Below are 15,171 nucleotides of genomic sequence, written 5' to 3'. Positions count from 1 at the left end.
CCCTATCGCTCGCTCCGGAGCCGCCCGATCGCCCGGTCGGCCCTATCTGCCGGGCACACACCGACGCCGCCCACCCGGGGGTGAACGGCGCCGGCAGGTGTGTCCGCGGGTACCCCGTCTAGAGGTACTGACCCGTATTGCTCTCGGTGTCGATCGCCCGCGAAGCGCTGGCGTTCTTACCGGTGACCAGGGTACGGATGTAGACGATCCGCTCACCCTTCTTACCCGAGATGCGCGCCCAGTCGTCCGGGTTGGTCGTATTGGGCAGGTCCTCGTTCTCGGCGAATTCGTCGACGATCGAGTCGTACAGGTGCTGGATCCGCAGACCCGGGGCACCGGTGTCGAGCACCGACTTGATCGCGTACTTCTTCGCCCGGTCGACGATGTTCTGGATCATCGCGCCGGAGTTGAAGTCCTTGAAGTACAGGACCTCCTTGTCACCGTTGGCGTAGGTGACCTCCAGGAAGCGGTTGTCGTCGTTCTCCGCGTACATCCGCTCGACGACCCCGTCGATCATCGCCCGCAGGCACAGTCCGCGATCCCCACCGAACTCGGCGACGTCGTCGGCGTGCAGCGGCAGTTCGTCGACCAGGTACTTCGAGAAGATGTCCTGCGCCGACTCGGCGTCGGGCCGCTCGATCTTGATCTTGACGTCCAGGCGGCCGGGCCGCAGGATCGCCGGGTCGATCATGTCCTCGCGGTTGGAGGCGCCGATCACGATGACGTTCTCGAGGCCCTCGACACCGTCGATCTCGGCCAGCAGCTGCGGCACGACGGTCGTCTCGACGTCGGAGGAGACGCCCGAACCGCGGGTGCGGAAGATCGAGTCCATCTCGTCGAAGAAGACGATCACCGGGGTGCCCTCGGACGCCTTCTCGCGGGCCCGCTGGAAGATCAGGCGGATATGCCGCTCGGTCTCGCCGACGAACTTGTTGAGCAGCTCCGGACCCTTGATGTTCAGGAAGAACGACTTCGCCTCGCGCGAATCCTGTCCCCTGGCCTCGGCGATCTTGCGCGCCAACGAGTTGGCCACCGCCTTGGCGATCAGCGTCTTGCCGCACCCGGGAGGCCCGTAGAGCAGCACACCCTTGGGCGGGCGCAGCGCGTACTCGCGGAAGAGGTCCTTGTGCAGGAAGGGCAGCTCGACCGCGTCGCGGATCTGCTCGATCTGCCGGCCGAGTCCACCGATGTCCTCGTAGCCGACATCGGGGACCTCCTCGAGGACGAGGTCCTCGACCTCGGCCTTGGGGACCCGCTCGAAGGCGTAACCGGCCTTGGTGTCGACCAGCAGGGAGTCGCCCGGGCGCAGCTTCTGCAGCGTGCCGTCCTCGTTGGGCGTGCCCTCACCGGCCATCTCGATCAGCGGCTGCGCGAGCCAGACGACCCGCTCCTCGTCGGCGTGGCCGACGACGAGGGCCCGCTGGCGATCGTCGAGCACCTCGCGCAGGGAGCACAGTTCGCCCACCTGCTCGTAGGTGCCGGCTTCGACGATCGTCAGCGCCTCGTTGAGCCGGACCGTGTGGCCCGGTCGCAGCGACTCGATCTCGATATTCGGCGAGCAGGCCAGGCGCATCTTGCGACCGGAGGTGAAGACGTCGACCGTCTCGTCGGGGTAGACCGAGATCAGCACGCCGTATCCACTCGGCGGCTGGCCGAGGCGATCGACTTCCTCACGCAGCGCAACCAGTTGACGGCGCGCTTCCTTGAGCGTTTCCATCAGCTTCGTATTGCGGAGGGTCAAGGAGTCGATGCGGGCCTGCAGGTTGCCCACCTGTTCCGGCGACTCCGCGAGCTGCCGACGCAGTGCGGCCGCCTCGGCACGCAGTGCGTTGAGTTCGGCTCGCGCGGCTGCCGTTTCCGGATTGTCGTTGGGGCTCATGAGCGACTCCTTCCGGGTCCGATTGCTCAACGCTACCGGTCAATCCCGACTGATGTGGGTTCAGCTAAACCGGCGAGCCCCCTTTGGCGGGTCGCCGTTGCGGTCGCGGAGTGACCGTTCCGTCCGCCAACCGGCGGGCGCCGACGAGGAACGCGGTATGGGCCTGCATGCGGTGATCGGGGCGAACAGCCAGGCCAACGACGTGCCAACCGCGCACGAGGGATTCCCAGGCGCGCGGTTCGGTCCAGCACGTTTGTTCGCGCAGAGCTTCGACGACGCGAGACAGCTGTGTGACCGTAGCGACATAGACAATTAACACGCCGCCCGGGCGCAATACCCGGGCCACCGTCTCGAGGACCTCCCAGGGCGACAGCATGTCGAGGATGACCCGGTCGACCGGCGGACCTGCGTAATCGCTGACGTTGCCGATCGTCAGATCCCAGTTGTCGGGGGCCTGCCCGAAGAAGCGTTCGACATTGCGCACGGCGTGCTCGGCGTGGTCGTCGCGGATCTCGTAGGAGATCACCGATCCGGTGGGGCCGACCGCCCGCAGCAGCGAACAGGTCAACGCTCCCGAGCCGGCGCCGGCCTCCAGAACCCGCGCTCCCGGGTGGATATCCCCCTCGTGGACGATCTGGGCCGCGTCCTTCGGGTAGATCACCGCCGCGCCGCGCGGCATCGACAGGACGTAGTCGCTCAGCAGCGGTCGCAGTGCAAGGTATTCCGTCCCATTGGCGGAAACGACCACCGAGCCCTCCGATCGTCCGATCAGATTGTCGTGGTCTATCGCGCCGCGGTGGGTGAAGAACTGCTTGCCGGCCTCGAGGATCACCGTGTGCTTGCGCCCCTTGGGGTCGGTCAGCTGCACCCGATCGCCCTCGCGGAAGGCACCGGGGGGCGGCACGGGGTCGACCGTCTCCGCCGCGGCCGCGGTGTCGGTCGGTTCGGTCGAGGGAGCGGTGTCGTGGGTCACGGACGCCTTTCGGGAGAGTTGATCACGCCGTCGACACTCTGTCGGCCCGTGCTCGGCTGATAGAAACGTACCCGGGGACAACTGGGTACGTGCCCGGGGCGGCCGGCCGGTCACGCCGCGGCACGGCGGGCTGGAACGGAAGGTGCCGACGATGGCCGACGAGACAGATTTCGGGGCGGGCCCCTACTACCGGCTGCCGGGTGTCGCCCGGCTCGCGGACGAGGGCACCTCCGTGGCCGATGGCGTCGATGGCACCGATGCGGCCGAGCGGTTCGTCTCTACCAGCAGTACCGAGGGCCCCTGGTCGCACACCATGCAGCACGGCTCGCCGCCGGCGGCGCTGCTGACCCGGGCGCTGGAACGCTGCGAGCCGCAACCGGGTACCCGGCTCGCACGGATCGCGGTCGAACTGCTCGGCCCGGTGCCGGTGGACGAGGTCACCGTCCGGGCCCGAGTCGATCGGCCGGGTCGGCGCATCGAACTGATCACCGCGGAACTCGAGGCGCGCACCCCGCGCGGGGTGCGCACGGTCGCGCGTGCGCACGGCTGGCGGATCGCGGTCAACGATTCGACCGCGATCGCCACCGAGGAGCCGGTCATGCCGCCGCGCTCGGACGACGAGACGCGGTTCGCCCCGGAGTTCTTCGGGAACGGCTTCGTCGAGTCGGTCGAGGTGCGCGCCGCCCGCGGCGACGTCGATGCGCCGACCGGTCCGCGGCGGCGCTGGGTGCGCACCGCCCATCCGCTGGTCGAGGGACAGCCCGATTCCCCGGCGGTCGTGCTGGTGCTGGCGTCCGACCTCGCCAACGGCGTCGGCGCCCGCACCGATCCGCGCGCCTGGACCTTCCTGAACACCGACCTGACCCTGCACATCACCCGGTTGCCCGAGGGCGAATGGATCGGGGTCGAGGCGGAAACCTCGATCGGTCCCGACGGCATCGGTGTCTGCCGGGCGAATCTGTACGACGAGCGGGGCCGGGTCGCCAGCAGCGCGCAGATCCTGGAGGTGCGGCCGGTCGACGCCCATTAGGCGCCGCCGGCCGCACCGGGTCCAAACGGTCAGAAGCGTCCGGCTCGAATCTCGAAGGCGACGATCGAGCGGGCGCCCAGGGCGGTGAGGGTGTCCATCACCGAGTTGTAGTCCGCCCGCAAAACCATTACCCGCACGGCGACCCACTCATTGTCCGCCAACGACGAGACGGTCGGCGAATCGATCCCCGGGGTGACCTCGAAGGCGCGGTCGAGCGCCGAGCGGGGGCAGTTGTAGTCGATCATCAGGTACTTCTGGGCGACGACGACGCCGTTGAGCCGCGCGGCGAGCTGGCCGCGCAGTTCGCAGTTGACGTCGGAGCCGGTCGCCTCGATCAGCACCGCCTCCGACTGGCATACCGCCTCACCGAAGGCCTCGAGGTTGTGCGCCCGCAGGGTGCGGCCGGAACCGACGACATCGGCGATCGCGTCGGCCACGCCGAGCTGGATCGAGATCTCCACGGCGCCGTCGAGCCGGATGACCTGCTTGGCCTCGATCCCGCGGCGGGCGAGATCGTCGCGCACCAGGTGCGGGTAGGCGGTGGCGATGCGCTTTCCGGACAGGTCGTCGAGCGTCCAGCCCTGACCGGCGGGGCCGGCATAGCGGAAGCTCGATCGGCCGAAGCCGAGCGCCAGACGCTCGGAGACCGGGGCGCCGGAATCGAGGGCCAGGTCGCGGCCGGTGATGCCGAGGTCGAGTTCACCGGAACCGACGTAGACGGCGATGTCCTTGGGGCGCAGGAAGAAGAACTCCACCGAATTGGCAGTGTCGAGGACGGTCAGTTCCTTGGCGTCGGTGCGCCGGCGGTAACCCGCCTCGGCCAGCATCTCGACGGCGGTTTCGGACAGAGCGCCCTTGTTGGGTATGGCTACGCGCAGCATGTGCTCGCGATCCTCTCGGGTGACAGGTGGGAACGGTCTTCGGATGTCCGGAATCGGCAACGGCAGGCTTGCGCCATCGCCGGCCGGATCGCGGTCGGCCCGTTCACAGATGTCGGTATACGTCCTGCAAGGTCAGGCCGCGGCCGACCATCACCACCTGCACCCAGTAGAGCAACTGGGAGATCTCTTCGGCGAGAGCGTCGTCGGACTGGTATTCGGCGGCCAGCCAGACCTCACCGGCCTCCTCGAGGATCTTCTTGCCCTGTGCGTGCACGCCGGCGTCGAGCGCTGCGACGGTGCCCGAACCCTCGGGGCGCGACGCGGCGCGTTCCCGAAGCTCGGTGAACAGGGAGTCGAAGGTCTTCACGGCGTCCGATTCTTTCATGCGCGGTCGCGGTATCAGAAACCGGTGGTCGTGCGTGCCTCTCGGCGGGTGACCCCGCGGGCGGCGTGCAGGTCCGCCAGGCTGATGCCCACGAGGCTCTCGGTGAAGGTCCGGGCGGCGGTCGCCTCGACCTCGGCGGCGGACGGAACCACCAGTACCGCGCAGCCGGCGGCCTCGGCGGCGCTCGCACCGGTCGGCGAATCCTCGACGGCCAGGCAGTCGCGCGGATCGACGCCCAGGAGCGCGGCGGCGCGCAGATAGGGGTCCGGCGCGGGCTTGGGGTTGACCACCTCGTCACCGCAGACGGTGACGGTGAAGAAGTTGCGCCCGATCGTGTCCAGGGCGATCTCGGTCAGCGAGCGAACGGTGTTGGTCACCAGGGCGCTCGGCAGGCCGGAGTCGACCACCAGTGCCAGGGTGTCCCGAGCGCCGGGCAACCACGGCAGATCCTCGCGGAAGAGGCCGGCGACCCGGGCGACCACCCAGCTCTCCGCCTCGGCGAAGGCGGCGGGGGTCGGCTCGGTTCCGGTGTGCGCGAACAGCTTCGAGAGCGCACCGTGGGCGGAGTTGCCCAGGGTGGCCTGCCGCACCTCGTCGGTCAGCGGGCGGCCCAGTTGGAGGGACAGTTCGTACATGGCGATATCCCAGAGTTTTTCCGAGTCGAGCAGGGTGCCGTCCATGTCGAACAGCACCGCCGCCGGGCCGGGGGTGGTGGCCGGCGCACTCGTCATCGCCCGAGGGGAAGAGGTCATGGCTCGAAGTATGACCGTCGACCCGTCGTGAACGAGACCACACCTCCCCCGCGATATCCGAAAACGGGCATCAGCCCTCCGATTCGGCCGGCTTCACGAAGGGGAACGCCAACGTATTGCGGATCGTCGCGCCGGTCAGCATCATCACCAGTCGATCGACGCCGATGCCGAGGCCGCCGGTCGGGGCCATCGCGTATTCGAGGGCGGTCAGGAAGGCCTCGTCGACCTCCATCGCCTCCGGGTCGCCGGCCGCTGCCTTGAGAGATTGCTCGACCAGGCGCTCACGTTGGTCGACCGGGTCGATCAATTCGCTGTAGGCGGTACCGATCTCGGCGCCGAAGGCCACCAGGTCCCAGCGTTCGGAGAGCGCCGGGTCGGTGCGATGCCGCCGGGTCAGCGGCGAGGTCTCCAGTGGGAAGTCGGTGTAGAAGGTCGGCAGCGTGGTCTGCTTCTCGACCAGCGCGTCGTAGATCTCCAGGACGATCTCGCCGGCGGTCATCGCGGCGGTATGGCGCACACCGTGTCGATCTGCGGCCGCGCGCACCTCCTCGATCGAGGAGGCGGACGTCAGCGTGACCCCGGTCGCCTGCGAGGCGGCCTCGTGCACCGTGACGACCCGCCATTCGTCGTCGAGTCGGATCCTCTCGGTCGACCCGTCGGAATGGGTGTGCACCACAACCGGTTCGCCGTTGACCGCGGTGGCGACCTCGAGGATGAGGGCGCGGGTCAGGATGCGCATCGAGACGTAGTCGCCGTAGGCCGCGTAGGCCTCGACGGAGGTGAACTCGGGGTTGTGGGTGGCGTCGGCGCCCTCGTTGCGGAAGTTGCGGTTGAGTTCGAAGACGCGATCCATACCGCCCACGCAGAGCCGCTTGAGGAACAGTTCCGGGGCGATCCGCAGATACAGATCGGCGTCGTAGGCGTTGATATGCGTCCGGAAGGGGCGCGCGGTCGCGCCGCCGTGGACCGCCTGCAGCATCGGCGTTTCCACCTCGACGTAACCCTCCGAGGCGAAGTATCGCCGGATCGCGGCGATCGCCCGCGACCGCGCCAGCAGCATCTCCATCGAGTCGCGGTTGACGATCAGGTCGAGGTGACGCTGTCGGACGCGCACCTCGGGATCGGTGAAGCCGACCCGTTGATCGGGGATGGGTCGCAGGCACTTCGACGCCATGCACCACGTCGTCACCAGCACCGACAGTTCACCGCGGCGACTGTGGCCGATCGTGCCGGTCACCGAGACCCGATCGCCGAGGTCGACCGCGCGGCGCCACAACGACATCAGCGACTCGGGCGTCGTATCGGCCGACAACAGCGCCTGGATCTCGCTGCCCTGTTCCTCGAGGACGGCGAAGACCACCCCGCCGAGGTCGCGGACCGCCCGGACGCGCCCCACCACGCATACGGGGGTGCCTACCGGGGACACGACCGCCGCGCCGATGGAGCCGGACCGCGGCACGGCGACCGGATAGGGGTCCATCCCCGCGGCGGTCAGGACCGCGAGCTTGTCGTGCCGCACCTGCTGCTGTTCGGTGAGCCGACGGATGGGGCGCGCCGGCGTCAGCAACGCGGTGTCCTGTTCGAGGACCAGGTCGGCGAACGGTCGCGCCGGCCCACCGTTCGGATCGTCGACCGGGTCCTCTCCGCCGCGGGTCACCCGCGGGCTGCGGCCCGGCAGGAAGCCCTCGGCGATGCCGGCGGCGATGCCGACCCGCGGCAGTGCGGACGTCGAGTCGTAGCAGACGAATCGCGGTTCCCACCGCGGCAGGTACTTCGCGTTGGCGCGGTAGAGCGAGTCGAGTTGCCAGAACCGGTTGGCGACGCCGAGGATCTTCTCGGCCGCGAGGACCAGGGGTCCGGCGCCGACCTGTTCGGCTTCGAAGAAGACCGAGCGGAAAACCGCGAAGTTGAGCGAGATCCGCCGCACCCCGAGGTCGGGGGCCACCTCGACCAGGGCGGCGACGATCGCCTCGTTGACGCCGTTGACCGCGTCGGGTGCCCGACGCATCAGGTCGAGCGACAATCCGCGCGTCCCCCACGGCACGAAGGACTGCAGGGCGCGCGGATGGCCGTCGGCGTCGGTGGCGATCACCGCGACGCAGCGGCCGTCGGCCCGGTCCCCGATGCGACCCAGAGCCATCGAGAATCCCCGGTCGGGTTCGTCGCCGCGCCAGGCGTCCGCGAGGCGGCCGAGGGTGGCGATCTCGTCGGCGGACATGTCGGCGTGCCTGCGGATGGTGATCGTGTAGCCGGCGTCGCGGACCCGGGTGACCGCCCGTTTGACCGGGCGCATCGCGCGGCCCTCGAGGGTGAAGTCCTCGACGTCCAGGATCGCCTCGTCGCCGAGCGGGCGGGCCCGCAGTCCGGCCGCCACGTAGGCCTTGGCACCGCTCTCGGAGGCCGCGAGCACCGCGGGCTGCCAGGCATGCTGGTGGGCGCGCCGCAGCCAGGCGTCGATGGCGCCCGGCCAGGCGGCGGGCGGCCCGAGCGGGTCACCGGAGGCCAGCACGACCTGACCGACGACCCGATAGGTGACCGCGGCCGCGCCGTCGGGGGCGAAGGCGACCGACTTGTCGCGGCGGGTGGCGAAGTACGAGAGCGAGTCCTGGTCGCCGGTGGCGGCGATCAGGGCCCGCACCCGCAGTTCGTCGTCGGGTCCGAGCAGCTCCGACGATCGGGCCGAGCGCAGGTAGATCGCGATCGCCGCCAGCAGCGCCAGGGCGGCCAGAACGCCGCCGATGAAACCGACCGGGGCGCCGCCCGCGTGTCCGCCGTCGCTGCCGAAGGGCAGGCTGATCCCGATGGTGCGGCGGACCGCCCACCACGCGCGCTCGCCCGGCCCGTGCAGCGTTCCGCCGCCGACCAGCGAGAGCAGGAAGGTCGTCGCGACGGCGCCGAACACCCCGACGACCAGCAGCCCCAGGGCGGCGACCAGCGAACCCTGCCGGGTGCGGGCGGGGAAGGCGGCCCGATTGCGCAGCAGGATGACCAGCACGAAGCAGGAACCGATCAGCGTGATGCCGCCGGTGACCAGATCGCCGTCCGAGATCGGGTCGGGGCCGTCGCGCAGGTCGGGCACCGCCAGCGCCGCCAGGATCGCGACCGCGTAAGCCGCGACGCTCGCCGAGGCGACGATCACCGCGACCAACCAGGCGACCCGCAGTCGGCGGCGCAGGGCGCCGGCGAAAAGGAACAGCAGCAGGGCGGTGAAGACGCTGGCCCCGACCGGCACGGCGATCACGGCGAAGATGTCGTCGACCCACTCGTGCAAGCGGGTCTGATGCAGCGGAATCGACAGCAACGACCACCACGCGCCGAGGCCGACGGCACGGGCGGCGAGCCGGGGCAGGCCGATATCTCCGGGTGCGGGCTCGATCCGGTCACCGCTGCTCACGAATGGCGACCCTACGCCCTCGGTACCGGGACTCCCCCGCAACTCGGCGCCCCGGCCGTTACGCGCCGAGTGCCGGTCCGATCGTCGCCCACGAATCGGCCAATTCGCGGTCGAAGAGGTTCCATGTATGGGCGCCGGTCGGGTACCGGTCGTACCGGTGTGCGATGCCCAGATCGGTCAGACGCTGCGCGAACGTGGCCGTGCACAGATCCGACGCCGCCTCGACGGTGCCGCCGCCGACCGCGACCGGTACGAGGAATTCCGGCGGTACCCGATCGATCGGTCCCGGCACCCCGGACGCCGACGCGAGGTGGATGGCGGTCCCGGCGAGATTGCCGGCCAGGACCATCGGGTCATGGGCCGCCCAGCGCGGATCGCCGGGCGGACCCCACATGTTGAAGGCGTTGGCGCCGCCGGAGACGGTGACCGCGGTGATCTGCGCGGTGCCCAGTGGGCCGCTCGCCACGGGGCAGCCGCTGTAGGAGGCCGCGGCGGCGTAGCGGCCGGGGAAGCGGGCTGCGAGGGTGATCGCCGGACCGGCCGACATCGAGACCCCGCCGATCGCGTTTCGTCCGGTGGTGCCGAGGGCCGCGTCGATCACCGGCGGCAGTTCGTGGACGAGGTAGGTCTCCCAGCGCGGTTGCCCGATCACCGGATCCGGGTGGTCCCAGTCGGTGTAGTTGCTGAACTGGCCGCCGAGCGGGGTGACCACGTTGACCTGTTTGTCGGCGAAGAAGCGGGCGTAGGAGGAGCTGTTGCGCCAGCTGACTCCGTCGACTCCGCCCTGAACCCCGTTGAGCAGGTAGTAGGTCGGTGCCGGTCCCCCGGTCGGGCGCAGGACCGTATTGGTGACCGTCCGCCCGAGGGCCGGCGAGTAGACGTCGATCTCGGACATCCGGTCGGTGATCGCCCGGATACCGACGACGCGCGCCGACTCCTGCGCCTCGGCGGAGGTGACACCCACGCCGGCGGTCAGGAGCAGGGCGGCGGTCGCGACCGCCGCCGTGCGGCGAAGGAACCCCAGTGCTGTAACCATCGGGGCCATTGTGACGAACCCGGAACGAACCGGAGCGACATTCCGGATATATCCGGAATGTCGCTCCGGTTCGGATGATGCTCCGGGACGGAAGGGCCGTGGCTACGACCCGACGATCAGGGAACCTCGGTCACGATGGTCTCGTCCACGTCGCGCACGGTCTTGTCGTGCATGTGCTTGTCCTTGGTCTCGATGATCAAGTACGTGCACAGGACACTCACCGCCGACAGGCCGGCGAGCATGACGCCTACCCAGAAGGAACCGTGCGACGCGATCAGCGGGGCGGCGATCAGCGGCGGAATCGCGCCGCCGAAGATGCCGGCCAGGTTGTATCCGAGTCCGGCACCGGTGTAGCGGTAACGGGCCTCGAACAGTTCCGGCAACAGCGCACCCGCCGGACCGTAGGCGATACCGAAGATCAGCATCGTGATCGTCAGGCCGAGGATGAACGGCAACCGTCCACCGAGGTTGAGCAGCGGGAACAGCACGAGTGCCCACGGAACCGCGATGGCGCAGGACACCATGATCACCTTCCGCCGCCCCACCCTGTCCGACCACATCGCCGACGCGGCGATCGACAGGCCGAAGAAGACGGCCGCGAACATGCCGGCCGACAACACGAAGGTGCGGGAGAGCTCGAGCGTCCTGGTCGCGTAGTTCGTCAGGAACGCGGTGCCCATGTAGAACAGCGAGAACAGCGACGCCAGCGAACCACCGGCGATCAGGATTTCCTTCCACTGGTAGCGGATCGCGTCCAGGAAGGGCAGCGCCGGCTCGTTGGCCGGCCGCTCGACCCGCTTCGCCTGAGCCTCCCGGAAAACCGGGGTCTCGGCGACCGCGAGCCGCACCCACAAGCCGACCGCCACCAGGACGAACGACAGGATGAACGGAATGCGCCAGCCGTACTCGATGAAGGCCGGGCTGGTCTCGCCGAGCGTGACGGTGGCGATCAGGAACGTCATGCTGGACAGGAAGAAGGCGAAGGCCGGGCCCAACTGCGGGAACATCGCGTAGAGGCCGCGCTTGCCCGGCGGGGCGTATTCGGCGGTCAGCAGCGTCGCGCCGGCCCATTCGCCGCCGACCGCGAAACCCTGGAAGAACCTCAGGACCACCAGCAGGATGGGCGCGAGTATGCCGATGCCGCCTTCGAACATGCCGAAGACCCCGGTTTCGTAGCCGGGCAGCAAGCCGATCAGGACGGTGGCAACACCCATGATCAGCAGCGTCCACACCAGGGTGCGCTTGCGACCGATGCGGTCACCGAAGTGGCCGAACAGGATCGCGCCCACCGGGCGGGCGAAGAAGGCGACAGCGAAGGTGGCGAACGAGGCGATCGTTCCCGTCACCTCGTCGGCCGCCGGGAAGAAGATTGTCGGGAAGACGAGGGCTGCTGCCGTCCCGTAGATGAAGAAGTCGTAGAACTCGATGGTCGTGCCGATAGAGCTGGCCGCAGCGACCCGCTTGAGGCTGGTCTTCTTGGCGTAAGCCGGATCGGTTGGTGGTGGAGCGGGCGATGCGGTCACAGCGATCCCCTCGGTCGGTCCGGGCCTCCGACGGCCCGGCTTCTGTCCGGCTCCCCGCCGAAATACGAAGGCGAGCCAGGGAATATGTCGCTGGTCACATTAGTCCGGTTCGGGGAGACAGTTCACATATTCCGGACGAACCGCCGAAACTGACACCCTCCGATCAGGCAGGTTTGGCGTCGAAAAACGCCGTCGCCACCTGCCCGCCGGCCGATCGGCCGGCCCGAGCGACCGAAAGCCGGCGGAGGCCCATCTCACAAAATTCGCCTCCACCTGCGTCGATAGCGTCGTGATCCCGGGCGTGCGGGAGTCGGCATCACCTCGGCGCAGCGCTCGCCGCGCACGTCCGCGACCTCGGAAAATGGGTGTCGGATCGGCGTGCACGCGGCCCGCCTTTCGTAGGGCCGGGCCTACCGATTTGGACGACCGAACCCTCGGATATGCCGTCTAATCGGCGAATACAGCCGGATTGGACCCAACCCCCGCACAGCTGCGGCCTATCGAGGGGATCGACCACAATCCTCACCGCTGACGGACGGTCGGTTTTGCCGGGGCGGCCGGGCGGGGCGATGCGATCGACCGCGCGGACGTGAATAATGCCTGGGGGAGGTTTGGTACCCGACGGTCGGTCGGGTCGACGAGGGGGCTGGGTGTGGACGGCGCGCCATTCGGACGGTATCGCCTGATCGAGGTGATCGGTCAGGGCTCGGTGGGCGAGGTGTATCGCGCCTTCGACACCGAGACCCGCCGTGACGTGGCGGTCAAGGTGCTCTCCGGCCATGTCGCCGCCGACGAGACCTTCCGCGAACGATTCCGCCGCGAGGCCCTCGTCACCGCCAAGCTGCGCGACCCCCACGTCATTCCGATCCACGCCTTCGGCGAGATCGACGGGCGGCTCTACCTCGATATGCGCCTCATCGACGGCTCGGACTTGCGCATGCGCATCCACACCGAGCCGGGCGGTATCCCTCCGGCGGTGGCGGTCTCCTATATCGAGCAGATGGCGGGCGCCCTGGACGCTGCGCACGCCCACGGATTGCTGCATCGCGACGTCAAGCCGTCGAATATGCTCATCAGCTCCCGCGACTTCGTGTACCTCATCGACTTCGGCATCGCGCGCGGTATCACCGACGCCTCGCTGACCAATGTCGGGACAACCGTCGGGACGATGGCCTATATGGCGCCGGAGCGGTTCGGTAACGAGGGCGCCGGCCCGTCGTCCGATATCTACTCGCTGACCTGCGTGCTCTACGAATGCCTGACCGGGCAGCCGCCGTTCCCCGGCCAGACCCTCGAGCAGCAGGTGGCGGCCCATCTGACCGCCGACCGGCCCCGCCCGACCGATGTGCGCCCGGAGTTGCCCGCCGGCTTCGACGCGGTGATCGCCCGCGGCATGGCCCGCGACCCCGAGGACCGCTTCGCCGACGCGGGCGAGCTGGCCGCGGCCGCCCGCCGAGCCCTCGCCACCGCCCCCGATCCCGCCGCCCTCGCCCGGGCCGCGGCGACCCGATCGGACACCGACCTCGCGACGCCGACCGCTACGGTCGCCACACCGCTGCGAGCGACTCCGGTGCCCTTCGCCGCCGGCGAATGGTCGGTACGTACCCGCCACTCCGAGGACTCGAACGGGGCCGGACATCTCGACACCGCCGAGGGGGTCACGCTGCCGACCGGCCGGACGACGCCGGAGCGGACCGGCCGCCGTCGACGCCGAATCCTCGTGACCGCCGGAGCACTCGCGGTCGTGGGCGCCACCGCGACCGCGACCGGGGCCGCCGTCCTGCAGAGCACCTCGACCGAGACCCGCACCGCGGCGGCGACCGCCGCACCCGCCGCCGAGGCCGTCGAGCCCACCCCGGAGATCGCGGCCGTTCCGGCGCCCGCCCCGACAACGGCGCCGCCGACCACCGTGGCCACCACCACGCCCGCGCCGACGACCACCGCACCCACCACGACCACACCCACCACGACCGCTGCGGTCGGCACACCGAGCTTCGAGCAGATGAGCACCTTCGTCCGCGGCTACTACAACCTGCTCCCCCAGCAACCCGACAGCGCCTGGAACGACCTCGGCTCGACCTACGCGGCCGCCACCGGCCGCTCCGGCTTCGACAGCTTCTGGGCCACGATCGACTCCGTCACCGTGACCTCGGTGCGCCCCCGGGATGCGTCGTCGGTCGTGGTGGGGTTGACCTACCGCACCACCACGGGCGCCGTCGACACCGAAAGCCGCTGGGTCAGCGTCGAGGTCGACGACGGCGGGGCCATGCGCATCGCCAACTCCAACCGTCTCTGATCGCGCGGGCTCCCGGTACAGCCCGACCTCCCGGGGCTCGGACGCCCGTCACCGCCGCAGCGCCCCGGGAGACCGGGCTCATGCGGTTGGCACCCTGTCGGCCGAGCGGATACGCGGACGGACCGTCATCCGGATGGGGCCCGGCGGTCGCAACGACATGACCGGCTTCGGCTTCACGACCCCGCCCCGAACCAGCTCGAGACGGTAGCGCTGCAGGATCGTCGCCAACACGATCCGGGCCTCCATGACGGTGAATCCGGCACCGATGCACCTGCGCTGGCCGGCCCCGAACGGGATGTACGCGGACGGTGCGTAGTCGGGTTTGCCGAGGAACCGCTCCGGCGAAAACACCTCGGGATGCGGCCAATGCTTCGGGTGCCTGTGCACCAGGTACGGGCTGATCACCACGTAGTCACCGGTCCGAATTCGGTACCCGCCGAGCGTGGTGTCCGCGGTCGCCTGGCGGGTGAGCGCCCACACCGGCGGATACAGGCGCATCGCCTCGTGGAATACGGCCGTGACATAGGGCAGTCGAGTCAGGTGTCGAGGCCCGACCTGCTCGGCCCCGACCACCTCGTCCACCTCGGCGACCATGCGCTCGAAGATCGGGTCGACAGCTTCCCCGGTGTACCGGCCCGCGGATCGTAGAAGTCGTCGATGGGAAACCTGTCCGGCGGGACCTCGGTGATTTCGTCACGGCCGGAGCGCACCATTTCCCATAGCTCGTCCCCGTTGGCTGCACCGGGAAAGCGGCAGCCAATTCCTACAATTGCCACTTCCTCGGCGTCGGCCTTGTTCTCCCTCGGATCGGTCGCATCGCGCGCGTCACCCACAGTTGACCCCCTCCACACCTGAATTCTCGTTCGAAACGTCGACGGATAGGCCTCGAACTCACTGGGATAGTCTCGAGTTCACAGAGATTCGGAATCGGTACCCCCGCCCTCGGGCGGTGCGGCCGTACCTCTCCCGACAGTACCCGGGCTCCCCGCGATCCGAAACACCCAACGGGGTGTGAACAGCTA

The 15,171-nt window shown here is 69.3% G+C and carries 12 protein-coding genes; 2 read left to right on the top strand and 10 right to left on the bottom strand.

The window, feature by feature from the left end; all coding sequences use genetic code 11:
* Positions 1-118: 118 nt before the first annotated feature.
* A complete protein-coding gene (gene arc, locus MB1_RS10010) occupies positions 119-1,879 on the bottom strand; it encodes a proteasome ATPase (RefSeq protein WP_066906354.1) in 1,761 nt (586 codons plus the stop codon).
* A 64-nt stretch (positions 1,880-1,943) separates the two neighbouring features.
* The gene (locus tag MB1_RS10005) at positions 1,944-2,783 is read right to left on the bottom strand and encodes a tRNA (adenine-N1)-methyltransferase (protein ID WP_066906816.1); all 840 of its coding nucleotides are present in this window, start codon (positions 2,781-2,783) and stop codon (positions 1,944-1,946) included.
* Between the two features lie 220 nt (positions 2,784-3,003).
* Here MB1_RS10005 and MB1_RS10000 point away from each other — a divergent pair, with 220 nt between their 5' ends.
* Positions 3,004-3,882 carry a thioesterase family protein gene (locus MB1_RS10000; RefSeq protein ID WP_066906352.1) on the top strand — a complete coding sequence of 293 codons (879 nt, stop codon included), beginning with the start codon at positions 3,004-3,006 and terminating at the stop codon, positions 3,880-3,882.
* A 29-nt stretch (positions 3,883-3,911) separates the two neighbouring features.
* Here the strand turns inward: MB1_RS10000 and hisG are convergent, their stop codons facing one another.
* From hisG to MB1_RS09970, 6 genes are all read right to left on the bottom strand, one after another.
* Positions 3,912-4,763: an ATP phosphoribosyltransferase gene (hisG, locus tag MB1_RS09995; protein ID WP_066906350.1), complete on the bottom strand. Its 852-nt coding sequence runs from the start codon at positions 4,761-4,763 to the stop codon at positions 3,912-3,914.
* Positions 4,764-4,866: 103 nt separating this feature from the next.
* A complete protein-coding gene (locus MB1_RS09990) occupies positions 4,867-5,148 on the bottom strand; it encodes a phosphoribosyl-ATP diphosphatase (protein WP_174531947.1) in 282 nt (93 codons plus the stop codon).
* Between the two features lie 14 nt (positions 5,149-5,162).
* Positions 5,163-5,900 (bottom strand): HAD family hydrolase, encoded by a 738-nt coding sequence (locus tag MB1_RS09985; protein ID WP_245650119.1) that lies wholly within the window; start codon positions 5,898-5,900, stop codon positions 5,163-5,165.
* A gap of 70 nt (positions 5,901-5,970) precedes the next feature.
* Positions 5,971-9,294 (bottom strand): bifunctional lysylphosphatidylglycerol synthetase/lysine--tRNA ligase LysX, encoded by a 3,324-nt coding sequence (gene lysX / locus MB1_RS09980; RefSeq protein ID WP_066906346.1) that lies wholly within the window; start codon positions 9,292-9,294, stop codon positions 5,971-5,973.
* Between the two features lie 58 nt (positions 9,295-9,352).
* Positions 9,353-10,330: an alpha/beta hydrolase gene (locus MB1_RS09975; protein ID WP_066906812.1), complete on the bottom strand. Its 978-nt coding sequence runs from the start codon at positions 10,328-10,330 to the stop codon at positions 9,353-9,355.
* Between the two features lie 116 nt (positions 10,331-10,446).
* On the bottom strand, positions 10,447-11,853 hold the full coding sequence (locus MB1_RS09970; RefSeq protein ID WP_066906344.1) for an MFS transporter: 1,407 nt from the start codon (positions 11,851-11,853) through the stop codon (positions 10,447-10,449).
* A gap of 652 nt (positions 11,854-12,505) precedes the next feature.
* Between MB1_RS09970 and MB1_RS26235 the strand changes: the two genes are divergently transcribed.
* A complete protein-coding gene (locus tag MB1_RS26235) occupies positions 12,506-14,149 on the top strand; it encodes a serine/threonine-protein kinase (RefSeq protein ID WP_066906342.1) in 1,644 nt (547 codons plus the stop codon).
* A 78-nt stretch (positions 14,150-14,227) separates the two neighbouring features.
* On the opposite strand, the gene MB1_RS09960 is transcribed toward MB1_RS26235, so the two are convergent.
* Both MB1_RS09960 and MB1_RS26930 read right to left on the bottom strand, forming a co-directional pair.
* Positions 14,228-14,743 (bottom strand): cytochrome P450, encoded by a 516-nt coding sequence (locus MB1_RS09960; RefSeq protein ID WP_066906339.1) that lies wholly within the window; start codon positions 14,741-14,743, stop codon positions 14,228-14,230.
* Entirely contained in the window at positions 14,686-14,925 is a 240-nt protein-coding gene (locus tag MB1_RS26930) for a beta-ketoacyl synthase N-terminal-like domain-containing protein (protein WP_369406861.1), read from the bottom strand. The genes MB1_RS09960 and MB1_RS26930 overlap by 58 nt, the downstream gene beginning before the upstream one ends.
* Positions 14,926-15,171: the final 246 nt, after the last annotated feature.

The sequence above is a fragment of the Millisia brevis NBRC 105863 genome, from assembly GCF_001552615.1.
GTDB classification, from domain to species: Bacteria; Actinomycetota; Actinomycetes; order Mycobacteriales; family Mycobacteriaceae; genus Millisia; species Millisia brevis.
Note: the sequence above shows the minus strand (reverse complement) of the source record. Positions and strands in the feature narration are given on the sequence as shown.